Source organism: Mycobacteriales bacterium (genome assembly GCA_035504215.1).
Lineage (GTDB): Bacteria > Actinomycetota > Actinomycetes > JAFAQI01 > JAFAQI01 > DATAUK01.
In genome coordinates this window covers 1-23,231 of the sequence record DATJSI010000062.1, presented here as the reverse complement: position 1 = coordinate 23,231, position 23,231 = coordinate 1, and the positions used below count along the sequence as shown (strand labels likewise).

At 69.7% G+C, this 23,231-nt stretch carries 14 protein-coding genes; 8 read left to right on the top strand and 6 right to left on the bottom strand.

Annotation, left to right across the window (positions count from 1 at the left end):
- Window positions 1-39: 39 nt before the first annotated feature.
- From VME70_07715 to VME70_07705, 3 genes are all read left to right on the top strand, one after another.
- Window positions 40-633: a PadR family transcriptional regulator gene (locus tag VME70_07715; GenBank protein HTW20079.1), complete on the top strand. Its 594-nt coding sequence runs from the start codon at window positions 40-42 to the stop codon at window positions 631-633.
- 195 nt (window positions 634-828) lie between these two features.
- Window positions 829-1,653, top strand: a complete 825-nt coding sequence (locus VME70_07710; protein ID HTW20078.1) for a patatin-like phospholipase family protein — start codon at window positions 829-831, stop codon at window positions 1,651-1,653.
- Complete coding sequence (locus VME70_07705; GenBank protein ID HTW20077.1) at window positions 1,650-2,618, top strand: 1-acyl-sn-glycerol-3-phosphate acyltransferase; 969 nt, start codon at window positions 1,650-1,652, stop codon at window positions 2,616-2,618. Before VME70_07710 ends, VME70_07705 begins: the two co-directional genes overlap by 4 nt.
- A 14-nt stretch (window positions 2,619-2,632) precedes the next feature.
- Here the strand turns inward: VME70_07705 and VME70_07700 are convergent, their stop codons facing one another.
- Entirely contained in the window at window positions 2,633-3,838 is a 1,206-nt protein-coding gene (locus VME70_07700; protein ID HTW20076.1) for a hydroxymethylglutaryl-CoA reductase, read from the bottom strand.
- Window positions 3,831-5,378 (bottom strand): long-chain fatty acid--CoA ligase, encoded by a 1,548-nt coding sequence (locus VME70_07695; GenBank protein HTW20075.1) that lies wholly within the window; start codon window positions 5,376-5,378, stop codon window positions 3,831-3,833. Before VME70_07695 ends, VME70_07700 begins: the two co-directional genes overlap by 8 nt.
- A gap of 224 nt (window positions 5,379-5,602) precedes the next feature.
- Between VME70_07695 and VME70_07690 the strand changes: the two genes are divergently transcribed.
- Genes VME70_07690 through VME70_07675 form a run of 4 tightly spaced genes read left to right on the top strand, consistent with a single transcriptional unit; the run spans window position 5,603 to window position 9,166 of the window.
- Window positions 5,603-6,142, top strand: a complete 540-nt coding sequence (locus VME70_07690; protein HTW20074.1) for a hypothetical protein — start codon at window positions 5,603-5,605, stop codon at window positions 6,140-6,142.
- Between the two features lie 32 nt (window positions 6,143-6,174).
- The gene (locus VME70_07685) at window positions 6,175-7,320 is read left to right on the top strand and encodes a hypothetical protein (protein ID HTW20073.1); all 1,146 of its coding nucleotides are present in this window, start codon (window positions 6,175-6,177) and stop codon (window positions 7,318-7,320) included.
- Window positions 7,313-8,491 carry a histidine kinase gene (locus tag VME70_07680; GenBank protein HTW20072.1) on the top strand — a complete coding sequence of 393 codons (1,179 nt, stop codon included), beginning with the start codon at window positions 7,313-7,315 and terminating at the stop codon, window positions 8,489-8,491. Before VME70_07685 ends, VME70_07680 begins: the two co-directional genes overlap by 8 nt.
- A 9-nt stretch (window positions 8,492-8,500) precedes the next feature.
- Window positions 8,501-9,166, top strand: a complete 666-nt coding sequence (locus VME70_07675) for a response regulator transcription factor (protein HTW20071.1) — start codon at window positions 8,501-8,503, stop codon at window positions 9,164-9,166.
- An 18-nt stretch (window positions 9,167-9,184) separates the two neighbouring features.
- Here the strand turns inward: VME70_07675 and VME70_07670 are convergent, their stop codons facing one another.
- The 4 genes from VME70_07670 to VME70_07655 are packed head-to-tail and all read right to left on the bottom strand — an operon-like array spanning window position 9,185 to window position 21,334.
- Window positions 9,185-11,407 (bottom strand): ABC transporter transmembrane domain-containing protein, encoded by a 2,223-nt coding sequence (locus tag VME70_07670; protein ID HTW20070.1) that lies wholly within the window; start codon window positions 11,405-11,407, stop codon window positions 9,185-9,187.
- Window positions 11,408-11,431: 24 nt separating this feature from the next.
- Window positions 11,432-15,091: a tetratricopeptide repeat protein gene (locus VME70_07665; protein HTW20069.1), complete on the bottom strand. Its 3,660-nt coding sequence runs from the start codon at window positions 15,089-15,091 to the stop codon at window positions 11,432-11,434.
- 24 nt (window positions 15,092-15,115) lie between these two features.
- Window positions 15,116-15,538: a cyclic nucleotide-binding domain-containing protein gene (locus VME70_07660; GenBank protein HTW20068.1), complete on the bottom strand. Its 423-nt coding sequence runs from the start codon at window positions 15,536-15,538 to the stop codon at window positions 15,116-15,118.
- Between the two features lie 45 nt (window positions 15,539-15,583).
- Entirely contained in the window at window positions 15,584-21,334 is a 5,751-nt protein-coding gene (locus tag VME70_07655; GenBank protein HTW20067.1) for an Ig-like domain repeat protein, read from the bottom strand.
- 317 nt (window positions 21,335-21,651) lie between these two features.
- Between VME70_07655 and VME70_07650 the strand changes: the two genes are divergently transcribed.
- Window positions 21,652-23,231, top strand: a 1,580-nt coding sequence (locus VME70_07650; GenBank protein HTW20066.1) for a hypothetical protein, incomplete at its 3' end; no start/stop codon positions are given.

Here is a 23,231-nt window from a genome sequence, read left to right as displayed (position 1 = left end):
CCGAAATGAACTTGTTACCAACGGCCGGGAGGTGCACGGATGCCGTTGCATCACGCCGTCCTTGCGTTGATCGCGGACTCGCCGACGCACGGCTACGAGCTGCGCTCCCGGTTCGAGGAGGCGGTCGGCGACCAGTGGGGCGGGCTCAACATCGGCCACCTCTACCAGGTGCTCGACCGGCTCAGTCGTGACGGGCTGATCGAGTCCGAACGCGAGCCTCAGCCGATCAAGCCCGACCGGGTCGTGCACCACGTCACCGAAGCGGGCCGGCGCGAGCTCGACGAGTGGCTGGCCGAGCCCAGCTCGCGACTGCGCGGCTATCGGGACGACTTCTTCCTCAAGATGATGGCGGCGACGCGCACCGGCGACCGCGACGTCCTCGACGGCGTGCTCAACCGGCAGCGCAGCCATCTGATGAGGGAACTACGCGCGCTCGCCGATGCGCGCACGCCCGACACGGCCACGGTCGACGACCTGCTCATCACCGCCGCGGAACTGCACATCCGCGCCGACCTCGGCGTCGTCGACGCTGCCGAGCAGCGGCTCGCCGGAACCCTGACCACGCCGCCGCGGGCCGCCGCCCGATCCGGCCGCAACCCTGCCCGCAGACGGGCCCGCGCCGCCGGCGAGTGACCGGGCACGGGCACACCGGTCGTGCCGCCGCGCCGTGCGCCGCGCGTGCGCTCCGTTGATCCGCGCCGTGCGCCGCGCGTGCGCTCCGTTGATCATGAGGTGAGAGCAGTCGTCCGGCTGGGCAGATCGACTGTGTCCAGGACGGGCCTTCGGGCACCGGCGGACGGCGAACTGGCGGAGAAGGAGCAAACGTCGATGTCGACGGTCGCGTGGGTGCTCGGCGGTGGCGGGCTGCTCGGCGCAACCGAGGCGGGCATGGCGCAGGCGTTGCTCGAGACCGGCATCGTGCCCGACCTGGTGCTCGGCACCTCGATCGGCGCGATCAACGGCGCGGTGTTGGCCAGTGACCCGACCCCAGCAGGTGCGGTGGACCTCGCCACGATGTGGGAGCAGATCGCCGGCGCCGACGTGCTCGCCGCGTCGGCGGTCGACCGGATGAGTCACTGGGTCCGCAACCGCACCTCGCTGCACTCGAACGACCGTCTCGCCGCGCTTCTCACCGCGCACCTACCCGCAACCTTCTCCGACCTCGCCGTCAGGTTCGAGTGCGTGGCCGCGAGTATCGGCGGCGCGCGGGAGACCTGGTTCAGCGAAGGACCGCTGGTCGAAGCGGTGCTCGCGTCCGCCGCGCTGCCGGGCGTCTTCCCTGCGGTGCAGATCGGCGACGAGCACTACTTCGACGGCGGGCTGGTCAACTCGGTGCCGATCGGTCGCGCCCTGCGGCACGGCGCCGACACGATCTGGGTGCTGCACGTCGGGCGGGTCGAGGAGCGACTCCATCCGCCTAGGTTCCCCTGGGAGGTCGGCTTCGTCGCCTTCGAGATCGCCCGCCGGCACCGCTTCCATCGCGACCTGTCCGAGCTACCCGACGGCGTGACTGTGCACGTCCTGCCGACCGGCCTCGAGGCGCGCGACGCCGCAACCTGGTCCGCGCTGCGCTACCGCAACCCGCGCAGGATCGGCGACCGGGCCGAGCGCGCCCACCGGGCGACCGCCGAGTACCTGCAGAGAATCAAATGAGCAACCCGCTGCGGCTCCTGACGACAGGAGTCCTGATCGTCGTCGAGGTGCTGCTGCTTGCGGTCTCACCGCTCGCGCTCGTGGTCGCTGTCGTGGTCGGTCTGCTGTTACGAACCAGCCGGCCGGCGCGCTCGGTGCTCCTGGTTGCCTGCTATCTCGCGCTGGAGCTGGCCACCATCGCGCGGATCGCCGGCGGCGTCGATGACTGGGACGAGCTGGTGCGGCGTACCTTGCAGCGCGGCTTGGGCGCGCTGAGCCGCTCGCTCGACCTCGAGCTCGAGCTCGAGCCGGGCTCGGCCACCGCTGAGGCCCTGCACACGGAGCCGGGCGTCGTGGTGCTCGCCCGGCACAGCGGACCGGGCGACTCGGTGCTGATCGCCTGGCTGCTGACCGTGCGCTACGGGCTGCGCATTCGGGTGGTGCTCAAGGCGGCGATGCGCTGGGAACCGCTGCTGTCGGTCGCCTCACGCCACCTGCCGCTGTACTACGTCCGGCACGGCTCGGGTCGCGCGATCAACGGCGTACGGCGGTCGGCGAGCGACCTGAGCGCCGGCGAGTGCCTGTTGCTGTTTCCCGAGGGCGGCAACTTCAGCTGGGAGCGTCGCCGTCATGCGATTCGCTGGCTGGCCACGCACGGCGAGCTCACGCGGGCGCGGCGGGCGATGAGACGGACCCACACTCTGCCGGTGCGGACCGCGGGTGCGATCGCCGCGCTACAGGCCGCACCCGAGGCCGCGGTTCTGCTTCTCACCCACTCCGGGATGAGTCCGGACGGCCGCAGCCGATCATGGTGGCGGCTGCCGATCCACCTTCGTGTCGACGTACGCACGCTGCTGATCCCGGCGCCGAGCATCCCGCGCGACGAGGCCGCCATCACGGAGTTCCTGGAGGAGGCGTGGTCGGTGGTCGACACCTGGGTGGAAGGCCATGCGGCACTCGAGGAGTTCCAGCGCGACCGCGGCTAACCAGATGCGGCGGCTCAACCCGAAGGCGTCGGGCGGTTGCGTCCGTGCTGCTCGTGGCTGGACACCCAGTCACCGTGGATGACCGCGCTGCTGAGCGACGTCTCGCCGGCGAGGACGACCGCCGCACAGATCTCGGCCAGCTTGCGCGCCTTGCCCGGCCCGCGGCACCCGAGCATCTCGAGGCACTCGCGCTGGGTTGCGAGGCCGGTGCCGCCGCCGACGGTGGCGACGATGAGCGACGTCAGCGTCATCGACCAGTAGTAGTCACCGTTGGCGAGCAGCTGGGTGTAGGAGACGCCGGCGTGCGACTCGGCGATGTTCGCGACGTCCTGGCCGGTGGCGATGAACATCGCGGTCAGCCCGTTGGCCGCTTGGGCACCGTTGTTGGCCGACCCGACCAGGAACGAACCGGCCATCTGCACCTGCCGCGCCCAGAACAGCGTCTCGGTGTCGACGCCCATCAGTGACTTGAGCAGGTCACGCTTGATGGTGGCCTCGGCGACCACACGCTTGCCCCGGGTCTCCAGCATGTTGATCCGGGAGTGCTTCTTGTCGGTGTCGATGTTGCCCGACAGCAGGTAGCGGACATCGGCCGGATAGTTGTCCTCGATCCAGGTGCAGGCGGCGAGCGTGGCCTTGCCGGTCATGTTCTGGCCGGCCGCGTCGGCGGTGGTGTAGTTGAAACGCAAGTAGCGGACCGGCCCGATCGAGTAGTGCCGGATGCCACGCAGCAAGCCGGCCGAGGTTGTGGCCTCGGCAACCTTCTTGAGCTGGTCGAAGTTCTCGTCCACCCAATCGCCGAAGCGATGCGCCTCACGCGCGTCATCGAACACGAAGGCCGGAGCGCGCTGCATCGCGTCGTCCACCACGGTCGTCTTGACGCCACCGCTCTCGGTGAGCAGGCGCATGCCGCGGTTGTAGCTCGCGACCAGCGTTCCCTCGCTCGTTGCCAGCGGGATGTAGAACTCGCCGCGGGCATGCTCACCGTCGATCCGCAGCGGGCCGGCGACACCGATCGGAACCTGCGCAACGCCGGTGAAGTTCTCGACGTTGCCCCTCACGACGCCGGGGTCGAACGAGTAGGCGGCGAGGTGGGTCAGGTCGGCGCCGGTGCGTGCGGTGACGAACTCCCGGCGCGCAGCGGCCAGCTCGTTCGTGTAGTCGTCGTACGGGTCGCGAGGGACACGGTGCCGTGCACCGCCGCTAACACCGTCAGGCATCGCGGACCGCGCCACGAGGAGCCTTGAGGGTTTCCTTGGCGATCTTGCCGGTCGCGTTCTTCGGCAGGCTCGCCCGGAACTCGAGCTCGCGCGGGTACTTGTACGCCGCGACCCGCTCCCTGACGAAGTCGATGATCTCCTCCGCGGTCGCACACGCACCCGGCCGGAGCTCGACGAAGGCCTTCACGTCCTCACCGAGCAGCTCGTGCGGCACCCCTACGACAGCAGCCTCCGCAACTGCCGGGTGGGCGTAGAGGACTTCTTCCACCTCGCGCGGATAGACGTTGTAGCCGCCGCGGATGATGAGATCCTTGATCCGGTCGACGATGAAGATGAAGCCGTCCTCGTCGCGGTAGCCGAGGTCCCCGGTGTGGAACCAGCCCCCGGCGTACGCCTCGGCAGTCGCCTCCGGGCGGTTGTGGTAGCCGCGCAGCGTGTTGACGCCGCGGATCACCAGCTCGCCGACGTGTGCCTCGCCGGGCGGGAGCGGCTCGCGATCGTCGTTCCAGATCTGCACCTCGACGCCCCAGATCGGCTTGCCCACGCTGTAGATCCGGCGCTCCTCGGCGCTGATGTTGAACGTCGCCGTCGCCGCCGTCTCCGTCATCCCGTAGCCCTCGAGCACGACGAAGCCGAGCTTGCGTTCGACGGCGTCGAGGACCTCGGCGGGGATGGCCGCGCCGCCCGAGATGCCGACGCGGAGCGAGCTGAGGTCGTAGTCGTCGATGGTCGGCTCGTTGAGCAACGCGATGTACATCGTCGGCACGCCCTCGAAGACGGTGACCCGGTCGCGCTGGATGACCTCAAGCACCTTCTGCGGCTCGAATCTCGTGACCAGGGACATCGTCGAGCCGAACCGAACGCACACGTTCAGCTGGCTGCACAGCCCGAACACGTGGAACAGCGGGAGTGCGACGAGAACGACGTCGTCGTCACGAACACCGAACAGCCGGCCAGGGGTCTCCGCGTTCATGTAGATCTGGAAGTGCGTGAGCTCGGCGCCCTTCGGCTGCCCGGTCGTGCCCGAGGTGTAGATGATCGCGGCGACGTCGTCGGGCGAGCTCTGGTGCATGACCGAGGTGGCGGGTGGGTCGCCGGCAAGCAGCTGCTCGAACGGCCGGCCGAACTGGTCCTCGGGAATGCCCGGTGTACCGAGGACGTAGACCCGCTCGACGCCCGCGTCGGCCGCCCCCTTGGCGGCCTCAGTGGCCACGCCGGCCCAGGTGATGAGCAGGCGGGCACCGACGTCGGCAAGCTGGTAGGCAACCTCCGGCGCCTTCAACAGCACGTTGAGCGGTACGACGACAGAGCCCGCTTTGAGGATGCCGAAGTAGGCGATCAGGAACTGCGGAACGTTGGGCAGCTGGATCGCGACCGGGTCGCCGGGCGCGACCCCAGCCTGTGCCAGCCCGGCCGCAAACCGGTCGGACAAGGCGTCGAGCTCGGCGTAGGTGAGTCGGCCCTCGTCGAACAGTGCGACCGGCTTGGCGGGGTAGCGCTGCGCTGACTCGCGCAGGATCGTGGCCAGGTTGAAGCTCATTGCATGTCCTCCTGTTGACCGGCACGGTAGGTCTGCAGGTCGCGCCTCAACAGGGCAAGAAGTCCTGTTCCACGTCCCGAACCGCACGCGGCCTGCGTCCGCCCCGAGAGGGACTCGATCGGCGGCAGATCCGTCGGCGGGCTGACGATCGCGGCCGCACCGCGGTCGTACGTTTCAGGCCTCACCGAGCCGCTCCTGCGGCCGTTCAGTTCGAGGAGGTCGGGATGACCGGAACCGTGGCGATCCTGCTGGCGCTCTGCGCCGGCCTGATGGCGAGCGACCGCCGAAGCACGGCAGTCGCCCTTGGCCTGCCGTTCCTTGCGGTGCTCGGGCTGCAGACCTGGGGCCTGTGGGCGGGGCACGGCGTGAACCCTCCGAGCACCGTCAACGCGTTCCCCGGCGCGATCAGCTACTACGTGGTCCAGATCGTCATCTTCGGCCTGGCCTTCGCGGTCGCCGACCAGCTACGGGCCGCCCGCGAGCTTCGTCGACCGGCGCCGCGCCGCCCGGAGCGCGCCTTGCGGATGGCGACCGCGGCCAACCTCGTCATCGCCGCCGCAGTCGTGGGTCTGTGGCAAGCCGACCGCGGGCTGCTCGACCCGGGCAACGTTCACACGCACACCGGGAACGGCAGCCCACCCGTGCTCGGCGTGCTCGGCATGGGCGCGCTCGTGGTGGCCTTCGCCGTCCTGACCGCACTGTCCCTTCGCCGCAGGCTGGTCGCCCGCCGTACTGTCCGGACCGGCGTTCCGGCGGGAGGATGATCACGAACAGGTGGCGGGCGACGGGAGGCCGGGTGCGCTGGCAGCGACTGACGAGCCGCGTGCTCGGCCTTCCCGACGTCGGGATCGCCGACCTGGCGTTCGCGACGCTGCTCACGGTTCTTGCGGTGATCAGCGCGTCGGGCCTGACCCACCCGCACGAGGCCAACACCGGAACAGCCGCGGCCCTCCTGGTCACCCTGATGACGGCACCCGTGGCCCTCGCCCGTCGCTATCCGATCGGCGTGGCCGTCGTGCTCGCAGCGGGCTGCGCGATCAACTGGCTGGCGATCGGTCATCTGGTCCGCTGCGGGGCGGCGCTGCCCGCCGTGTTCTACGCCGGCTTTGCCGTCGGCATGAAGCTGGCCGACCGCAGGCTGGTCGCTCTGGGCGCCAGCCTGGTCGCCGTCGACGTGATCTGCCAGTGCTTCACCGACCCGCGGCTCGGTCGCGGCGTCGCGCTCTACTTCGTTCCCGTTACCTGGGCGTTCTTGGGCGCGGGCCGGCTGGTGAACAGCCGCAACCGTTCCGCGGCAGAGCTGCGGGAGCGCAACGCCGAGCTGCGAGAGCAACGTGATCTCAACACCCAGCTGGCGGTGGCCGCGGACCGCGCGCGGATCGTCGCCGACCTCGACGGCTACCTGCTCGGTCAGGTCGGCGCGATGTCGGCCGCCGCCTCGACCGGCCAGGCATCGACGACCGCGGCGGGCGAGTCGGAGGCGGCGTTCCACGCAATCCAGCACACCGGCCGGGAGACCTTGAAGCGCATGCGCGACGTGGTGAGCAGCCTTCGCGATGCGCCGACCGAGCCGCAACCCGTGCTGGCACAGCTGGATCGGCTGATCAGCGAGGTCACCGGAGCGAACGGCCGGCTGACGGTGCTGGGCGACGCCCGCCTGCTGCCACCCGCCCTCGAGCTGTCGGGCTACCGCATCGTCGAGCACCTGCTCGACACGATCGACATCGGTGCCCCGAACGAGGTGGACGTAGCGGTCGAGTTCGCGCCGGACTGCCTCCGGCTGACGGTCGTCGGCACTCCGATCCGGGCCGGGCGTACCCGGGCGCGCATCGCGGCCGCCACCCAACGAGCGACCGTGCACGGCGGTTCCCTCGTGTCGGAACTGGCCGATGGCCGTCGTACGACGCTCGTGCGGCTGCCCCTGGTGAGCGGCAATGCCTGAGTGGGCGCGGACCGCCGCAGCGATCCGCCGCAACGGCGACTACGTCGCCGCCGCGGTGCTCGCCGTGACGTCGGTCGTGCTTTGTGGGGTCTACGGGCTGTTCGGATCCCTGGTGGGCGTCGGCGACACCATCTGCTGTGTCGGACTGGCCGGCCTGGTCGCGGTCCGGCGGCGTTGGCCCATGGCGTCGGCGGTCGCCGGTGCCGCCTTGATGGCCGTCCCGAACTTCACCAGGTTCGGCGACACCGTCAACAACGATGTGATCTCGCTGCCGGGTGCGCTTGCCGTCTTCCTGCTCGCGTTGGCGCTCGGTTCGGACTGCGAGTGGCGCCGGTCGATCTTCGGCGTGCTGGCGCTCGCGGCCGGCATCGCAACCAGCACGAGCATCACCAACCCGATCATCGAGATCGCATCCTTCGGGCCCTGGCTGGTCGGGCTGGTGATCGCGTCGCGACGCCGGGTCACCGACGAGCTCGCGCTTCGGTCGCAAGAGCTGGAAGCCGAACGCTCGCTGTTCGCCGAGCACGCGGTGCGCTACGAGCGCGCCCGCATCGCGAGGGAGTTGCACGACATCGTCGCTCACAGCGTGAGTCTCATGGTCGTGCAGGCCAACGCCGGCAGCTTCCTGGTGCACGACGACCCGGACGCAGCGGCGGAAGCCTTCGCTTCGATCGGGCAGACCGCCTCGCAGGCGAGCGCCGAGATCGCCCGGCTGGTCGAGCTGCTGGATGGCTCGGGTCCGCCGCGCCCGGCGACCGGGCTCGCCATCGTCGCCGAGCTGGTCCGGCGGGCACAGACGTCGGGCGTGCAGATCAGCTGCCATATCGCCGGGGACAGCGAGTCGATGTCGAGTGAGACCTCCGAGACGGCTTACCGATTGGTGCAGGAGGCGGTCACGAACGCGATGAAGCATGCGCCCGGCGCCGCGATCGCGATCGTCGTCAACGGGAGCGACGCGACCATCGACCTCGAGATCAGCAATGCGACACCGGCCGCATCGCGGTCCGGGTTGGAGCGACTAGGCGGCGGGCACGGCTTGGCCGGCATGCGCGAGCGCGTCGCCCGCTGCGGCGGGCGAATCGAGATCGGCCCCGCAGCGACCGGAGCCTGGCGGGTATCGGCGCAGATGCCACGCTTCCCGGGCCGACCGACCTTCTCGACCACGAGCTGACCGGCGGACATGGCCATCGACATCGTCATCGCGGATGATCAGCGCCTCGTCCGCGCCGGCTTCCGGGTGATCCTCGACCGCGAGCCGGACATGACCGTGATCGGCGAGGCGGCCGACGGCCTGGAGGCGGTCGAGCTCTGCCGCAGCCTTCGCCCCGCGGTCGTTGTCATGGACATCCGGATGCCGAACCAGGACGGGCTCGCTGCCGCGAAGCAGGTGCTCGGCGAGACGCCGACGAAGGTCTTGATGCTCACGACCTTCGACTCCGACGAGTATGTGTACGCCGCGCTTCGCGCCGGGGCGAGCGGCTTCCTGCTGAAGGATGCTCCGAGCGAGCAACTGGTCTCGGCGGTTCGCAGCGTGGCGACCGGCGACGCGCTCATCGATCCCACGATCACGCGCCGGCTGATCCAGACCTTCGTGCTTGCCGCGCGGCCGCGCACCGAGGCGCCGCCCGAGCTGGCCGAGCTCACGCCGCGCGAAACCGACGTGCTGAGGCTGGTCGCCCGCGGGATGTCGAATGCCGAGATCGCGGAGGAGCTCGTCGTCGAGGAGAGCACGGTGAAGACACACGTCGCGCGGATCCTCATGAAGCTCGGACTGCGCGACCGGGTGCAGGCCGTGGTCACTGCCTACGAGACCGGCTTCGTCGTACCGGACCGATCCGATCTTTGACCGCCAGCCGACCGACGATCAGCCGGGACCGACCAGACGCCGCCACTCACCGAGGTTGATCTCGGTGCGGGTCATCCGCTCTTCAAGTGCTCGACCCATCTCCGGTGTCGTCTCGACCAGCCGGATGAACGACGGCCGGTCCATGGTCAGGAACACGCTCGGCGCAATCGTGCGAATCGTCGCCGTACGCGCCCGATCCTGCAGCAGGGCGACCTCGCCGAAGTGATCGCCGTCACCGAGGGTCTCGTACAGGTGCAGGTCACCCTCGGAGGTCGCCGTCTCGACCGCGACCCGGCCGCGGGCGATCAGGTAGAAGCGGTCGCCCGGGTCGCCTTCGCGGAACACCACCTGATCCGCCTCGTAGTACTCCGATGTCAGGCCCTCCGCGATCCGGGACAGCGTCGAGTCGTCCAGGTCGGCAAAGAGATTGACGTGGCGCAGCCGACCCGCGTCGACGGTCGCCTGCCGGCCGTCCGCGCTGACCGCAAAGCCGCTCTGCTTCTCCCAGAGCCGTGCGTAGGCCCCGCCCGCGGCCAGTAGCTCGTCGTGGCGGCCTCGTTCGACGATGCGGCCGGCCTCCATGACGACGATCTCGTCCGCGGTGCGCGCGGCGGCGAGCCGGTGCGTGGCCGCGACGACGGTCCGACCTGCACCGGCGTGGGCGAGCATCTCGTGGATCGCGGCCTCGGTCACCGGGTCGAGCGCCGTGGTGACCTCGTCCAGCAGCAGGATCCGAGGGTCGCGAATCATCGCCCGCGCGATCGCCAACCGCTGCTGGAGTCCACCCGACAGCCGCCCGCCCGCCTCGCCGACCACCGTGTCGTAGCCGTCCGTCATCGCGAGCACCGCTTCATGGAGCTCCGCGCGCCGAGCACCGGCCTCGACCTCCGCGTCGCTTGCTCCGGGCCGGCCGATCCGGATGTTCTCCCGGACGGTGTCGTTGAACAGGTAGTTGCCCTGCAGGACGACACCCATCTGCTCGCGAACGGATCGCTGAGTGACATCGCGAAGGGCGATGCCGTCGATGCTGACCGTGCCGTGCTCGGGGTCGTAGTAACGCATCAACAGCCGCAGGAGCGTGCTCTTGCCCGAGCCGTTGGTGCCGACCACAGCGACATTGGTGCCGGGCCGGATGGTGAGCGACACGTGGTCGATGGCCTTCCGGGACGAGCCCGGATACCGAAAAGAGGCGTCGTCCAGCTCGATCGAGCCGCGCAACGGCGGCAACGACGGAGCCGCCGGCGGATCGGCCACGACCACCGGCGCGGCAAGGAACTCGGCCAGCCCCTGGCGGCCCCGTCCGGCCTCGGCGAGCAGCGGCAGATCCGTCTTCACGAAGTCGTAGCAGGACTTCGCGAGCAGGGCGAGAATCGTCGTGAAACCGACCAGCGACTCGATCGGCAACCGCTGATGCGCCGCCAGCTCGGCGCCCACCACCGTCACGATGACCTGTACGAGCAGCACCGCGAGCCCGGCGCCCTTGCCGGAGACCGCCCCGACGCCGCGGACCCTCACGGCCTTCTCGTGATGGGTGTCCAGGAGCCCGTCGAAGCGCTCGGACAGCTCGGGCTCGAGGTGGAAGATGCGCACCACCTCCTGCGCACGCACCGTGTCCTGCAGGGCGGCGAGCAGTGCGAGCTCCGATGCGCTCTGCTCGTCACTCGCCGCCATCAGCCGCGGCAGCAGCCGGTCCGCGGCGAAGCCGACAAGGGGCAAGGTGAGGCAGGTGATGAGGGCCAGCCGCCAGTCGAGGATCACGAGCAGCGGTACGGCGATCGCGGTCTCGACCACCAGCGTGTAGGTGTCGACGAAGGCTTGGACGTAGCCGCCCTCGACGTTGCGCAGGTCGCTGGTGAACTTCTTGGTGATCTTCGCCGAGGGGTTGGTCAGCAGGTAGGCCGGTGCGAGCCGCAGCACGTGCTGGTAGACCTCGCGACGCAGATCGTTGGTCAACCGGGCCGCAAGCCGCGCCACCGCCCGCTCTCCCACCACGGTGGCAGCCGCCGCCAGCACGAAGCCGGCGCCCAACACGACGAGCAACGCGGCAAGGTCCGCCTGCGGTTTGTGCTTGGTGATGTCCGCGACGAGGATCTTGAGGCTGAAGGCGAACCCGATCAGGAAGGCCTGCTGGATCGCGACCGCGACGAGTGCGACCGCAGCCGGAGCGGGCTGGCGCCGCCACCACCCGGCCGCCTCCCGAAGGGTCGCCAGGTTGCCGGTGCCATGCCGAGCCGCGGACACGACGCTCCCCCTCCCGCCGACCGTCTACCGCGCGCGCCCGGCGCGCACGGCATGGTCGATGGCTTCCTCGAAGCTCCACCCCGAGCCGGACGCTCGCGCGGCGTCATACGCGTCGTCGGGGAGCGCTGCGCGAGCCGGCTGCAGGCGGGCGTCCAGCAGGCGCACGCTCTCGGCCGGTAACGGCGCTCCGATCGCGACCCGCAGGGCAGAGCCAGCCGCCGCGAGCTGCATTGCCTCGGCGGCTCGACCCTCGCGCGCGCAGAGCACGGCGACGTCCTCCAGCAAGTAGCAGACCAGCCACCGCTCATCGAGCTCCTGGGCGAGTGCCAGCGCCTCGTCGTACGCCGCCGTCGCCTCGGGATGCTCGCCCAGCTCGCGGTGCGCGTCGCCGAGGTTGGAGAGGAAGTTCGCCAGCATCGACGGGTCGCCCACCTCACGCTCCAGCGCAACCGCGCGCTCGAAGAGCGGGAGCGCCTCTGCGGCTGCGCCTTGGAGCAACAGCGCGTAGCCCTGGTTGTTCGTCACCGCCGCGACCCCCCACTGATCGCCGATCTCGACATTGATCTCCAGCGCTTCGGCGTAGAGGTTCGCCGCACGCCCCAGGTCGTTCTCGTACTCCGCCACGATCCCGAGCCCGTTCAGCGCGCGGGAGACCCCGCGCCGGTCGCCGACCGTCCTTCGGATGTCGAGTCCGTCCTCGAAACGCCGACGAGCGAGTGCGGTGTCGCCGCGCTGAGCGGCGAGCGTTCCCTCGAGATGCAGGACCTCGGCCACGCCGGCGCGATGGTGCTCGGCCTCCAGCCGGTCCCGCGCGGCGGCGAAGTCAGCGGCCGCTTCGTCGTACCTGCCCTGCTTGCGATGCAGCTCCCCCTGCTCGGTCTGAGCTCGCGCCTTGAGGACCGCGTCGTCGCGCTCCGAGCCGGTCGCGAACGCCTCGGCGAAGGCGGCGGCGGCCTCGTCCAGCCGCCCGGTCAGGGAGAGTGCCCGCCCCAGCTTCAGCAGCACGTCGCCGCGTTGTTCCGCGCCGAGCAGCGGCAGCACGTTGCTGAAGTACTCCGCGGCGGCCCGGTTCGCCCACCGCTTCTCGGCGGCCTCCGCGGCGCGCAGCACGTAGGTCCGGCGGCGCTGCTCGTCATCGCCGCGGGCAAAGTGGTGCGCCAGCAAGTCGAGCACGCGGTCGGTCGCGTCACCGGCACGCCGCTCCAGCGTCCGGCCGATCCGCCCGTGAAGCGCGGCCCTGGTCGTCTCCACGATCGTCGAGTAGGCGACCTCCTGCGTGATCGCATGCCGGAAGCCGTAGCGGCCGTGCTCGACGTCCTCGGCGACGATGAAGTCTGCGCCGCGCAAGGTGGCAAGCGCGCTCGTGACCAGTGCGTCGCTCCCGAGCTCGGCATGCACCTCGGGAAGCAGGTCCGCACCGAACGTTCGGCCGACCGCGCTGGCAACCTTCAGCACCGAGCGCGGTCGCTCGGCCAGCCGGTCGATGCGGCTGAGCACCAGGCTCTGAAGCGTGGAGGGGAGCTCGGCGAGCCGTTCGGGGTCAAGCCCCCCGGCGCCGATCTCCAGCAGGTAGTCGAGCAGCTCCTCGACGTAGAACGGGTTGCCCTCGGCCCGACCGGCGAGGCTGCTGACCGCCTCCGCCGTCGCTCGCGAGATCGATACCGACTCGAGCCGGCGCCGGATCATGAGCTCGACCTCGTGGTCGGACAGCCGGTCGAGCCGCAGCTCGCGGAAGTGCGGCAGGCCGTGAATGGCCAGCGCCCCACCTTCGGCCGCGCTCCGCTGCCGTTGGGTGACGAGGAGCAAGACCGGCAGCTCGCGCACGACGCGTCCGATCGCGGTGAGCAGGTCCTCCGACAGCGGGTCGATCCAGTGGCAGTCCTCGAGCACGACGACCACGGGTCGATCGATCTCCGCCCTGAGCCACTCGACCAAGGTGGTCTCGAGCGCGGTCTTTCGGGCCTTCGCATCGAAGGAGGCGGTCAGCTCGTTGTCGGGGGCCGCCGCACCGATCACCGGCCCGAGGACGGGCAGCCGATGGGCGAGCGCCGGGCCGGCGACTTCGAGCTGCTTGCCGACCGCAGCCAGGCGAGTGGCCTCCGAGTCTGCTTCGCCGAGACCGAACAGCCGGCCCCAGACCGGCTGCCAGACCAGATAGCTGCTGTTCACGCCGTACGACGGGCACTCGCCGTGGTGGACGGCGATGCCCCGCCGCTCGGCGATGCCCGCCAGCTCGGCGACCAGCCGGCTCTTGCCCATACCCGCTTCTGCCGTCACGGCGACGATGCGGCCGCGACCGCCGACCGCCGCGTCGAGGTTCGCAGCGAGCGCAGCGAGCTCATCCGCGCGGCCGAGCATCGGACCCGGGTCCGCATCGGCGGAGGGACGACGCGGCTGGGGTACGACGGCACGGCTGCCGACGAGCTGCGCCACCGCGATCGGCTCGCGCTTGCCCTTCACGGTCAGCTCGGCCATCGGCGACCAGCGGAAGCCGTCCCCGGCGGCTGTCTGCAACGCCCGCGTACACACGATCTCGCCGGCCCCTGCGGCCTGCATGAGCCGGGCCGCGAGGTTGACGGTGTCACCCAGCACGCCGTAGGTCCGTCGCTCGGTGCCCCCGTAGGACCCGGCCCGCAACCGTCCGCTCGCCAGGCCGATCGAGACCGGGTCGACCAGCTCGGGCCGGCCCGGCACGCCGCCGAGCTCACGCAGCTCGAGCGCGGCTAGCAGTGCGCGCACCTGGTCGTCCTCGTGGGCCACCGGCGCGCCGAACGCGGCGTACAGATAGCTGCCCTTGTCCCCGATCGTCAGCTGCACGAGCGTCCCGTCGTAGGACGAGAGAACTGCTTGCACGGTGCGGACGATCTCGTCGAGGCGGTCAAGGGCGGCCGGGTCGTCCTCGAAGCGGATACCGGAGATCCGCATGAACAGCGCAGTCGCCGGTCGAAGCTCGGCGAGGAAGTCACCCTCACCGGCGGCGAGACGCGTGAACACCGCCGGGAGCAACCACGCGCGAACCGCGTCGAGGCCCTCCTTCGTCTCGTCCGGCGCAGGCCAAGGGCTCGGCTCGGCGCGGCCCTCGTACCACTGAAGCGCGCCTCGCGCGTCGGTCCGCACCTGCTCGCCGACCGCCGCGCGGGTCGAAGGCGCGAGCACGATCTGCCCCGGCTCCGCGTCGTGACCGGCGGCGGCCAGCTCGTCGACCAGCGCGCCGGCGAGTCCCTCGAGCAGCTGCACGCGCGGGTTGCCGACCAGGAAGCGACGGGTGCGACCGGTCGCCAGGGCGACCTTCAGCTGGGGCGCCGGCAGACCCCCGCTGACCTCGCGCGCGTTCGCTCCCATCCACTCTTGTAGAGCCAACCCGCAGGCGATCCCGCGCCGGCCGTCATCGCCGTCCAGCCAGCAGGAGAAGGCGTCTCCGGCGAAGCCGAGGACCGTGCCGCCGTAGCGATGGACGCACGTGATCAGGCCGTCATACATGAGGTTGAGGCGGCGGGCGAGCTCCTCCGCGCCGCGTTGCTCGCCGTATCGGTCGGCGAGCGCCTCGGTGAGTGCCGTGAAGCCCGACAGGTCGGCATCAAGAGCGGTGCCGGTCACCTCGGTCGGCAGGTCGTGCCCGGCCAGCAACGCGAGCCGGCGGTCGATCGGAAGGTACGACGGGGCGGTCTCCCCGTGCGTGGTCACGCGGTCACCGGCCATCCCGGACGATCAGGCCTGGTCGGCCGCCCGCAGCCGATCGGCCCGCGTCTCGACGATCTGGCGGAGCCGGCTCGCTACCTCGGGAAGCTCCTGCTGCATCTGCCGGAACCGGGTCCCGAACATCGTGTAGACCCGTAACGGGGTCTCGGGGACGATCGTCGCGGTGCGCTCGCCGTCCGGCGCGAAGAACGCCATCTCACCGAACACCGCACCCGGCTCGAGAACCTCCAGCACCTTGCCGTCGGCCTCGGCATGAGCGCGGCCTTCGTCGAGGATGAAGAAGGCGTAGCCGGACGTGTGCTCGCGCAGCATCACGTGCCCGGCCGGGATCTCCTCGACCTCCATCCACGCGGCCAGGTGTTCCCGGTCCTCGTCGGACAGGTCTTGAAAGAGCTCGACACTCGCGAGCCGGGCAGGGTCAGGTGCAGTCACGGCGTGAGCCTAACGGTGGTCTGGTCATGGGCAATGTTGTCTTCATCAGAAGTTCACTGGCGTCGCGCACTGGCCGGAGCGCGAGCCGCCGACCTTGTTGGGCTGGCCGGCGTCGGTCGGCGCCGGCTTGTTGCTCGAACAGGCGAGAGAGCCGGAGATGTTGCTACCGGCGATCTCGACCCCGCCGGTGTTGCTGGACAGCGACACCGAGCCGACCACCTTCGTCGGGCTGCAGAAGTCGCCGCCGATGAACACCTGGCCGGTCGCGGCGCTGCTGCTGATGCTCCCGTTCACGTTGGCGCCGCAGAGCATGAGCTGCGCGGCACCGGACGCAGACAGCGACCCGATGACCGATCCGGTGATCTCGACCGCACCGCCGGCCTTGACGGTGATGCTGCCGTTCTCTGTCCCGGAGATGAGCACGGCCTGGTTGGCGGCCACGGTGAGCGCGCCCTTCGACGTACCGGCGACCGTGCTGGTGAACGTCACCGGCAGCAGTCCGATGCCCAGGCTCCCGATGAAGTTGTTGTCGCCGCCGTAGACCGCGCCGAGCGCGTTGGGTCCGCCGGGCAGGTTCGCCACCGTGAGGCTGGCGGTGCTCGGACCCGATGAATGAGTCGTCAACGACGCGGTCCCCAGCGCGTGCAGGCCGTCGTAGAAGGTGACCGTGCCGGTCGGCTTCCCCGCTCCGGGCGCGACCGGGGCGACCGAGACGCCGAGCGAAACGGAAGTGCCGAACCGAGCCGATGCGGGCACGACCAGGCTGGTGGTCGTCCACGCCGGAAGAATCAGGACGGTGCCGGAAGCACTGCTGTTGAGCAGGTTGCTGTCGTGCGAGAACGTCACGCCCACGCTGTGCTTGCCGACGCCGAGCCCGCTGAGCTTGCAGCTGCCGGTCGCGGACGAGCCGACCACCGTGACGGGCACGGTGCACGCTGCGGTCGTCGAACCGTCGACGAAGAAGGCAAGCTGCCCACCCGCGTCTGTGGGGGTCACCGTCGCGGTGACGGTGACCGGCTGCCCGAACACACCCGGCGGCGTAGCCAGCGTGGTCTGGGTCGCCGCTTGACTGATCACGGTCGATGCGCCGTGCTGCGAACCGACGTAGTTGGTGTCTCCGGAGTACACGGCCAGCCAGTTGTGTGTCCCTGCAGCGGGAATCACGCCGCCCTTGGGCAGGGTGAGCGTCGCATTCCCGTTGACCGCGACCGGCACCGGTGAGCCGACCGGGACGTTGCCGTCGTAGAACGTGACCGTCCCTGTCGGATTTGCCGCGGACGGGTTCGATGAGCTCGGCGAGGGCGTCACGGTCGCTGACAGCTGGATCGTCCCGCCCCAGGTCGACGATGCGGGTGCGGTCAACGTCGTCGACGTCGAGGCCTGGCTCATGGTGACGGACAGCGGTTGGCTCATGCTGGACTGATAGTCAGTGGCGCCTGAGTAGCTCGCCACGGCTTGGTATGAGCCGGCGTTCCATGCCGGGATCGTGCACGTCGCCGTGTCGCCGCTGCTGCCAGGGGTCAGGGACTCCTGCCCGCAGCCGCTGATGGTCGTGCCACCCACCGCGAACGTGACGGTGCCGTTTCCGCCTGCCAGTGCGACGGTTGCTGTCAGCGTCACCGGCGAGCCGTAGGTCGGCGTGGTGGTACTCGCGGTGAGCTGGGTCTGGGTGGGCTCGATGCCGTGCACATGCGTGGTTGCCGTCGACCCTTGATAGCCGGGTTCGGACGCGTCGACGACCGCGCCGCCAACCTGGACGCCGCTCTCGTCGAAGCTTGCCGTGACCGTGTTGTTGCCGGGCGCCACCTTGAGTGCGCCCATGTGCGCGGTGCCGTTTCCGTCCGTGGTGCGCACCGTGCTGCTCACGGCGTTGCCCTGGCTGTCGGTGACGAGGAAGGAGATCGGCTCGCCCGCGAGCGGCTGCCCGTTGCTGGTGAGCGTCGCGGACACGCCGGTGTCGGTACCGTCGACGACACTCGGATCGGTGCCGTCAGAGGGACTGATCGTCAGGTTCGTTGGCGGCGGCTGGATCGTGTACGTCTGGGCGGCCGCCGACGACGGCAGGTCACCGCTGTCCCCCGAGAAGCTCGCCGACACGGCGTACTGGCCGGGGACTGCGAGCAACGGAATGCTCGCCTGAGCGGTACCGGTTGCATCGGTCGATGCCGACACGTTCACGGCGCCGAGGCTGAAGATCACCTGCTGCCCCTTCAGGGGCGTTCCCTGGGCATCCGTGAGTACGGCGGACAGCGCCGCCGTCCCGCCGTACGTGCCGGTGGTTGTCGGGAGGTTCAATGCGAGTGTCGTGGCAGTGGAGGTCGCCGATGAGAACCCCGGCATCGTGCCGGGCGCATAGAGCGAGCCGCCGTTGTTGTCGAGCGCCACGACGCCGACCCCGTTGACCGCCTGCACCATGAAACGCAGGTCGGCCGCCTGGGTCGGATCCGCCGGGTTGATGGTGCCGGTCCAGAGCGTCGAGTCGCTCCCGTTCTGGGTCAGGTCGACAGAGTGCCACGAGCCGTAGTCGGGATCCCCCGCGCTCTGTCCGGTGTAGGTCACCCAGACCTCGTGCACGCCGGCGGAGGGGTCGCCGGCGACGTGTGCGGACACGGAGATGCTGCCGTCGCCGTTGACCTGGGATGACACTTCGCTGATCGTCGGCGCTGCCGAGAGCGCCGGCACGTTGTCGCCGTACTTCTGGGTGTTGCCGCTGTAGAACAGGTGCAGCGAGACGTGCTGATAGGCCCGCAGGACATCGGTGGTCGCGCCGTCCGCTTGCAACTGGGCCGGCGTGATCTGCAGCGAGGTACCGCCCGATCCGGCAAGCGCGCCGTAATAGTTCGGCGTCGCCAGCGTCTGGGGGAAGAACACCGGTGACTCGAACGGGACGTGCACCTGGCTGGTCTCGGTGGCGGGAGCGCCCACCAGCGGAATGGTGCCGCCCGTGTCGGTGTAGCTGCCGCCCCAGAAGCCGACGCCTCGAAGCACCGTGCCGTCGGTCGAGGTCACGTCGGCGGTCTGCAAGGGCAGCGCGGGCTGGCCGGGCTGCGTGGTCACGCCCTGCGGCCCCGAGAGCCAGGTGAACTGCTGCCCGGTCGGGTTGCCGTTGGTGTCGGTGATCGCCTCGTTGTGGGTCTGCAGCTCGGGGTCGGTGGAGAAGTCCTGCTCCTCGAGACCGAGGGTCGCGCCGGGATCCTGGGTGACCGGCGTCGGGGTGACGCTGCCGTTGCCGGGCGGTGTGGTCGACGCCCGGCCCGCAGGCATGTCGATGCCGAGCATCGGCAACCCGTAAAGCGTCGTCTCGAGCAACGCCTTGGTGTCCATCCCCGACATCTGAGGAACCTGCTGCAGGTACTGCTGCTTCGCCGCCTCCAGGACCTGCCCGATCGCGAGCCGGCCGGTGCCGGCGTGCAGCTGCTGGGCGACGTCGGTGTAGAGCTTGTCGCTGTAGGCGACGAAGTCGGTGTCGCCGTACTGATACCCGGTGCCGGAGATGAGCGTGGCTCCGGCCGAGCCGAACTCTTCGGGCCAGTCGAGGCCGAGCGTGACGCCGGGCACGCCGTCCTGGTCCTGGATGTTGTAGCCGGCGTGGCAGCCGGCACTGATCACCAACGTGTTCTTGAACAGGTTGGGATTTGCCTGGACCGCTGCTTGCATGTCCGTCGTGACCAGCGTGGTCGTGTAGTCGGCCGCCAGCGTGTTGTTGGCGCTGAAGTGCCCGCCGAGGAAGACCAGATCGTGGTGGGAGCCGAACAACGCGTTGCTGAGATCGGTCGCCGTCCACGAGTGGTTGCGATCGGGACCGGAGGCAGTCGTCGTCTGGCTCGGCGGCACGCCCTGGTTGGTGATCAGCTGGTCGTGCTGAGTGCCCGGGCCCATGCCGGCCTCGAACTGCGACTCGACCTGGTCGGCAACCGGTTGCAGGAAGTCGTAGCCGGTCACCAGCGACGAGGCCGGGGCCGGCAGGCTGCCGTTGTCGGCGAGGTAGTCGTTGATCTGCCCGGTGATCTCCGGCGCGGTCTCCACCAGCCGGCCGACGGCCAGGTCGGGAATCGGGATCTGGAGGTTCTGGGTGTCGAGGATCGTGCTCGCGCCGTACGGGTCGTCGGTGAGGTAGTCGTTGGACTCCAGCGCGGCGCCGGTCCTCGAGGTGCTCGACAGCGGGGGGACGTAGTCGCTTTCCGGCGCCAGCCCGGCGTCGTCGGCATAGCGGAAGTACGGGATGACCCGGTCACCGCCGACGAGCACGACGTACTTCAGCGATCCACCCGCTCGGTAGCTGGTGATGATGTCGCGGATCGCGTTCGCCACCAGATTGCTCGCATACGGACAGGATGAGTACAGGTCGGCCTGCGTCTGGAGGTCCTGAACCTTCTGGCTGTCGGCCAGATCGACGACCACGCCGTTCGTGGTGGCGGCCAGGTTCGTGAGCGCCGTCGTCAGGTCCGGCGAGCCGAGCCGGCTCGAGTCGGTGAGGATGACGGTCTGGTAGTTGTCGCCGGGCGATGCGCTGATCGTCGAGTCACCGCTGTAGGAGTTCAGGCTGATGTTGTTGCACGGGCCCCCGGTCGTTGTGACGGTCAGCGTGAACGGCGTCGTCGAGTACGCACCGTTCTCGCCGGTCACGCGGACATAGAAGTTGCCGGTCGCATTCCACGTGTTGACGGTCACGGACTTCGGGGCCGCGCCGGGTTGGGACGACACCGCGAGCAGCGAGCGGACCTGTGCACTCGAGTACGCCGCAGTAAAGGCGCTCGGGGTGAAGGCGCTGGGCGTGAACGCAGAAGGCGTGAACGCCGATGGCGTGAACGCGCTGGGTGTGAACGCGGACGGCGTGAAGGCACTCGGCGTGAACGCGGATGGGGTGAACGCGCTGGGTGTGAACGCGGACGGCGTGAAGGCACTCGGCGTGAACGCTGATGGGGTGAATGCGGACGGAGTGAAGGCCGAAGGCGCGAAATCCGCGGGCGCGGCGGTAGACGACGGTTGTTGGGCCGCGAGCTCGGTGAGCTGTGAGGTGTCCGCGGTGCCCGAGCCGAAGGTGTCCAGGTCCTGTTGGAAGGCCTGGCCGATGTCGGAAAAGACCGCGACGTCGGTATCGCTGGTCAGGCCGCTCACGTTCACCGTGACCTGGCTGTCCGGTTGGACCGGAAAGTCGTACCAGCGGTCTTCGCCGGGCGCGTCGATCGCATCCGTGCTGACCGAGTCGTTTGCTTTGAGCGCGGTGGCGTTCTGCCACGACGTGTTGCCGGTGGGTGGCGAGATCACCGGTGAGGAGTTCGGGTACAGCTGCAGCGTGCCGCGCAGGAAGTTGTTGGAGTCGAAGTTCGAGCCGCCGAAGGTGAAGCCGTAGACGTCGCCCTGCTGCAAGCCGGTGAAGGAGTACGTGCCCTGATAGCTGAACCCGTTCGAGGGTGCGGTGCAGCAGCTCGTCGGTCCGGCATTGACCAGCTGGGTGGTGGTCGTTCCGCTCGGCGTCGTGATGAAGGCGTTGAGGTCCACCGTGACCTCGAACCACGCGTGCAGCCCGGTGTACTGCCATGGGACATCGACGGTGAGTCCGTTGCCGCCCGTCGCCGCCTGCTGCTCGGTGGTCGAGAACGTCCAGCTGACCGGGCTGAAGCCGGCTGACTCGTCGTCGTACTGGAACGAAGGCGGGCCGCTGGTGCCGTCGTTGATCGTGACCGTGCCGGGCCCGGACGAGCCCGACCAGACGCCGTACTGGGGAGTTGCATTCGCCGTTAACGCCCCGGTCACGTCGCTGAGCGCGCAGAGCGCCATCGTGAGCCCGATCACGAGGAGGCGACGTGCGGAGCGCGAAGCACGGGCCCTCGCGATCAACATCACTAAGCGGTGATAGTGCATCCGGCCCGTGGCCGTTAAGCGATGCGCCCACGTTCATCTGGTGTTCGCACGACCTAGATCGGGCGCCTGGCAGCAAATAGCTGGAGATCGCCCTATTTCGGGCGGCCGCCCCGATCGGCCGCTGGTCGCGGCCGGCGGCTGGGGCGCACCTGCGGGCTGACCGTCGAGGAAGAGCAGCCGGATGCCGGAAGCGGGGCCGGCGGGTCATACTGTCGGCGCCGAATCGATTCGGGGAGGGATGGCGACTCATGACGGGGACCCATGCTGCGTGGCGGCGGACCGCAACGATCTTCGGCGCCGCGGTGCTCGCCGTCGGCGTGCTCACCACTGTCGCCGCCAATGCGTCGCCCTCGCGCGACACGGCGTCGACGAGCACCCGCTACGTCAAGGACGTGCGGGTGTGCCCGGGGCAGACCGGCCCGCACACGATGCAGTGCTACGCGATCGCTCAGGTTCCTGCCGCCAAGAGCGCACCGGGCGCTCACGCGGTGACGGTGCACAACAGTGCTCGTTCCAACGCCTCCGGCGCGGCTTGCACGGGGAGCAACTCGGTCGGCTTCGGGCCGAGCGGCCTCGGCTACACACCCGCCGACATTGCCGCGGCCTACGGGTTCAATGCGAGCACGAGCAGCTCGAACCAAGTGGTGGGCATCGTCGACTGGTACAACGACCCCGACGTCAAGACCGATCTCAACAGCTTCGACGCGTGTTACGGGTTCCCCGCCGAGACCTCCAGCTCGTTCCGGGTGGTCAACGAGAGCGGGAAAGCATCTCCCCTGCCGAGCAAGAACGACCAGGAAACCTCGGTCGAGATCTCGCTCGACGTGGAGGCGGTCCGCGGCGTCTGCCACACCTGCCGGGTCCTGCTCGTCGAGGCGAACGGCCCGAGCGACAGCGATCTCGCGACCGCCGAGAACACCGCGGTGCGGCTCGGCGCGACCGAGATCAGCAACTCCTTCGGCCGGCCCGAGGGCGGCGCGACGAAGTCCACGCTGGCCGGTTTCAACCACCCCGGCGTCGTGATCACCGCCTCGACCGGAGACGACGGCTGGTTCGGTTGGGACTTCGCCTTCGACAGCAATGAGGACGGTTCACAGAACGCCGCGTCGTTCCCCGCAACGGACCCTGACGTGGTCGCCGTCGGCGGCACCAGCCTGGACATCAACACCAGCACCGGCGCTCGAACCGCAGAGACGGTGTGGAACAACAACGGAACGGAGCTCGACCCGGGTGACGGCGGTGCGACCGGTGGTGGTTGCAGCACGCAGTTCACGGCGCTGGCGGCGCAGTCGCACTACCCGGGCTTCTCCGCGGCCGGCTGCGGTTCGCACCGCCTGTCCGCGGACGTTGCCGCGATCGCCGACCCCGAGACCGGCTTCGACATCGTGGACTCCGACGCGCCGTCCGACTTCGGCCCGCCGTGGTTCCCGATCGGCGGCACGTCGCTGGCCTCCCCGGTCACCGCGGCGATGTTCGCCCTCGCGGGCGGCTCCGGCGGTGCGGCGTACCCGGCAACGACCCTCTACACGAACGCGCAGCTCTCGCCGAGCGGGCTGAAGGACATCGTTCCCGCGACCATCACGACGTCGCTGCTCGGAACCGTGACCCAGACCGGCAACTCGTACTGCGACGAGGTCAGCGTGTCGACCTGCGGCACCAACCTGTTCGCGGAGGCCGGCACTCACAACCCGAACGCGTTGTTCTACACCGACTCGGGTGACCCGGTCGGGCTGATCGACTGCAGCTGGCCACACACGACCGCCGACGTCAATGAAAGCGTCGACAGCACCGAGTGCAACACCGCAACCGGCTACGACGGGCCGAGCGG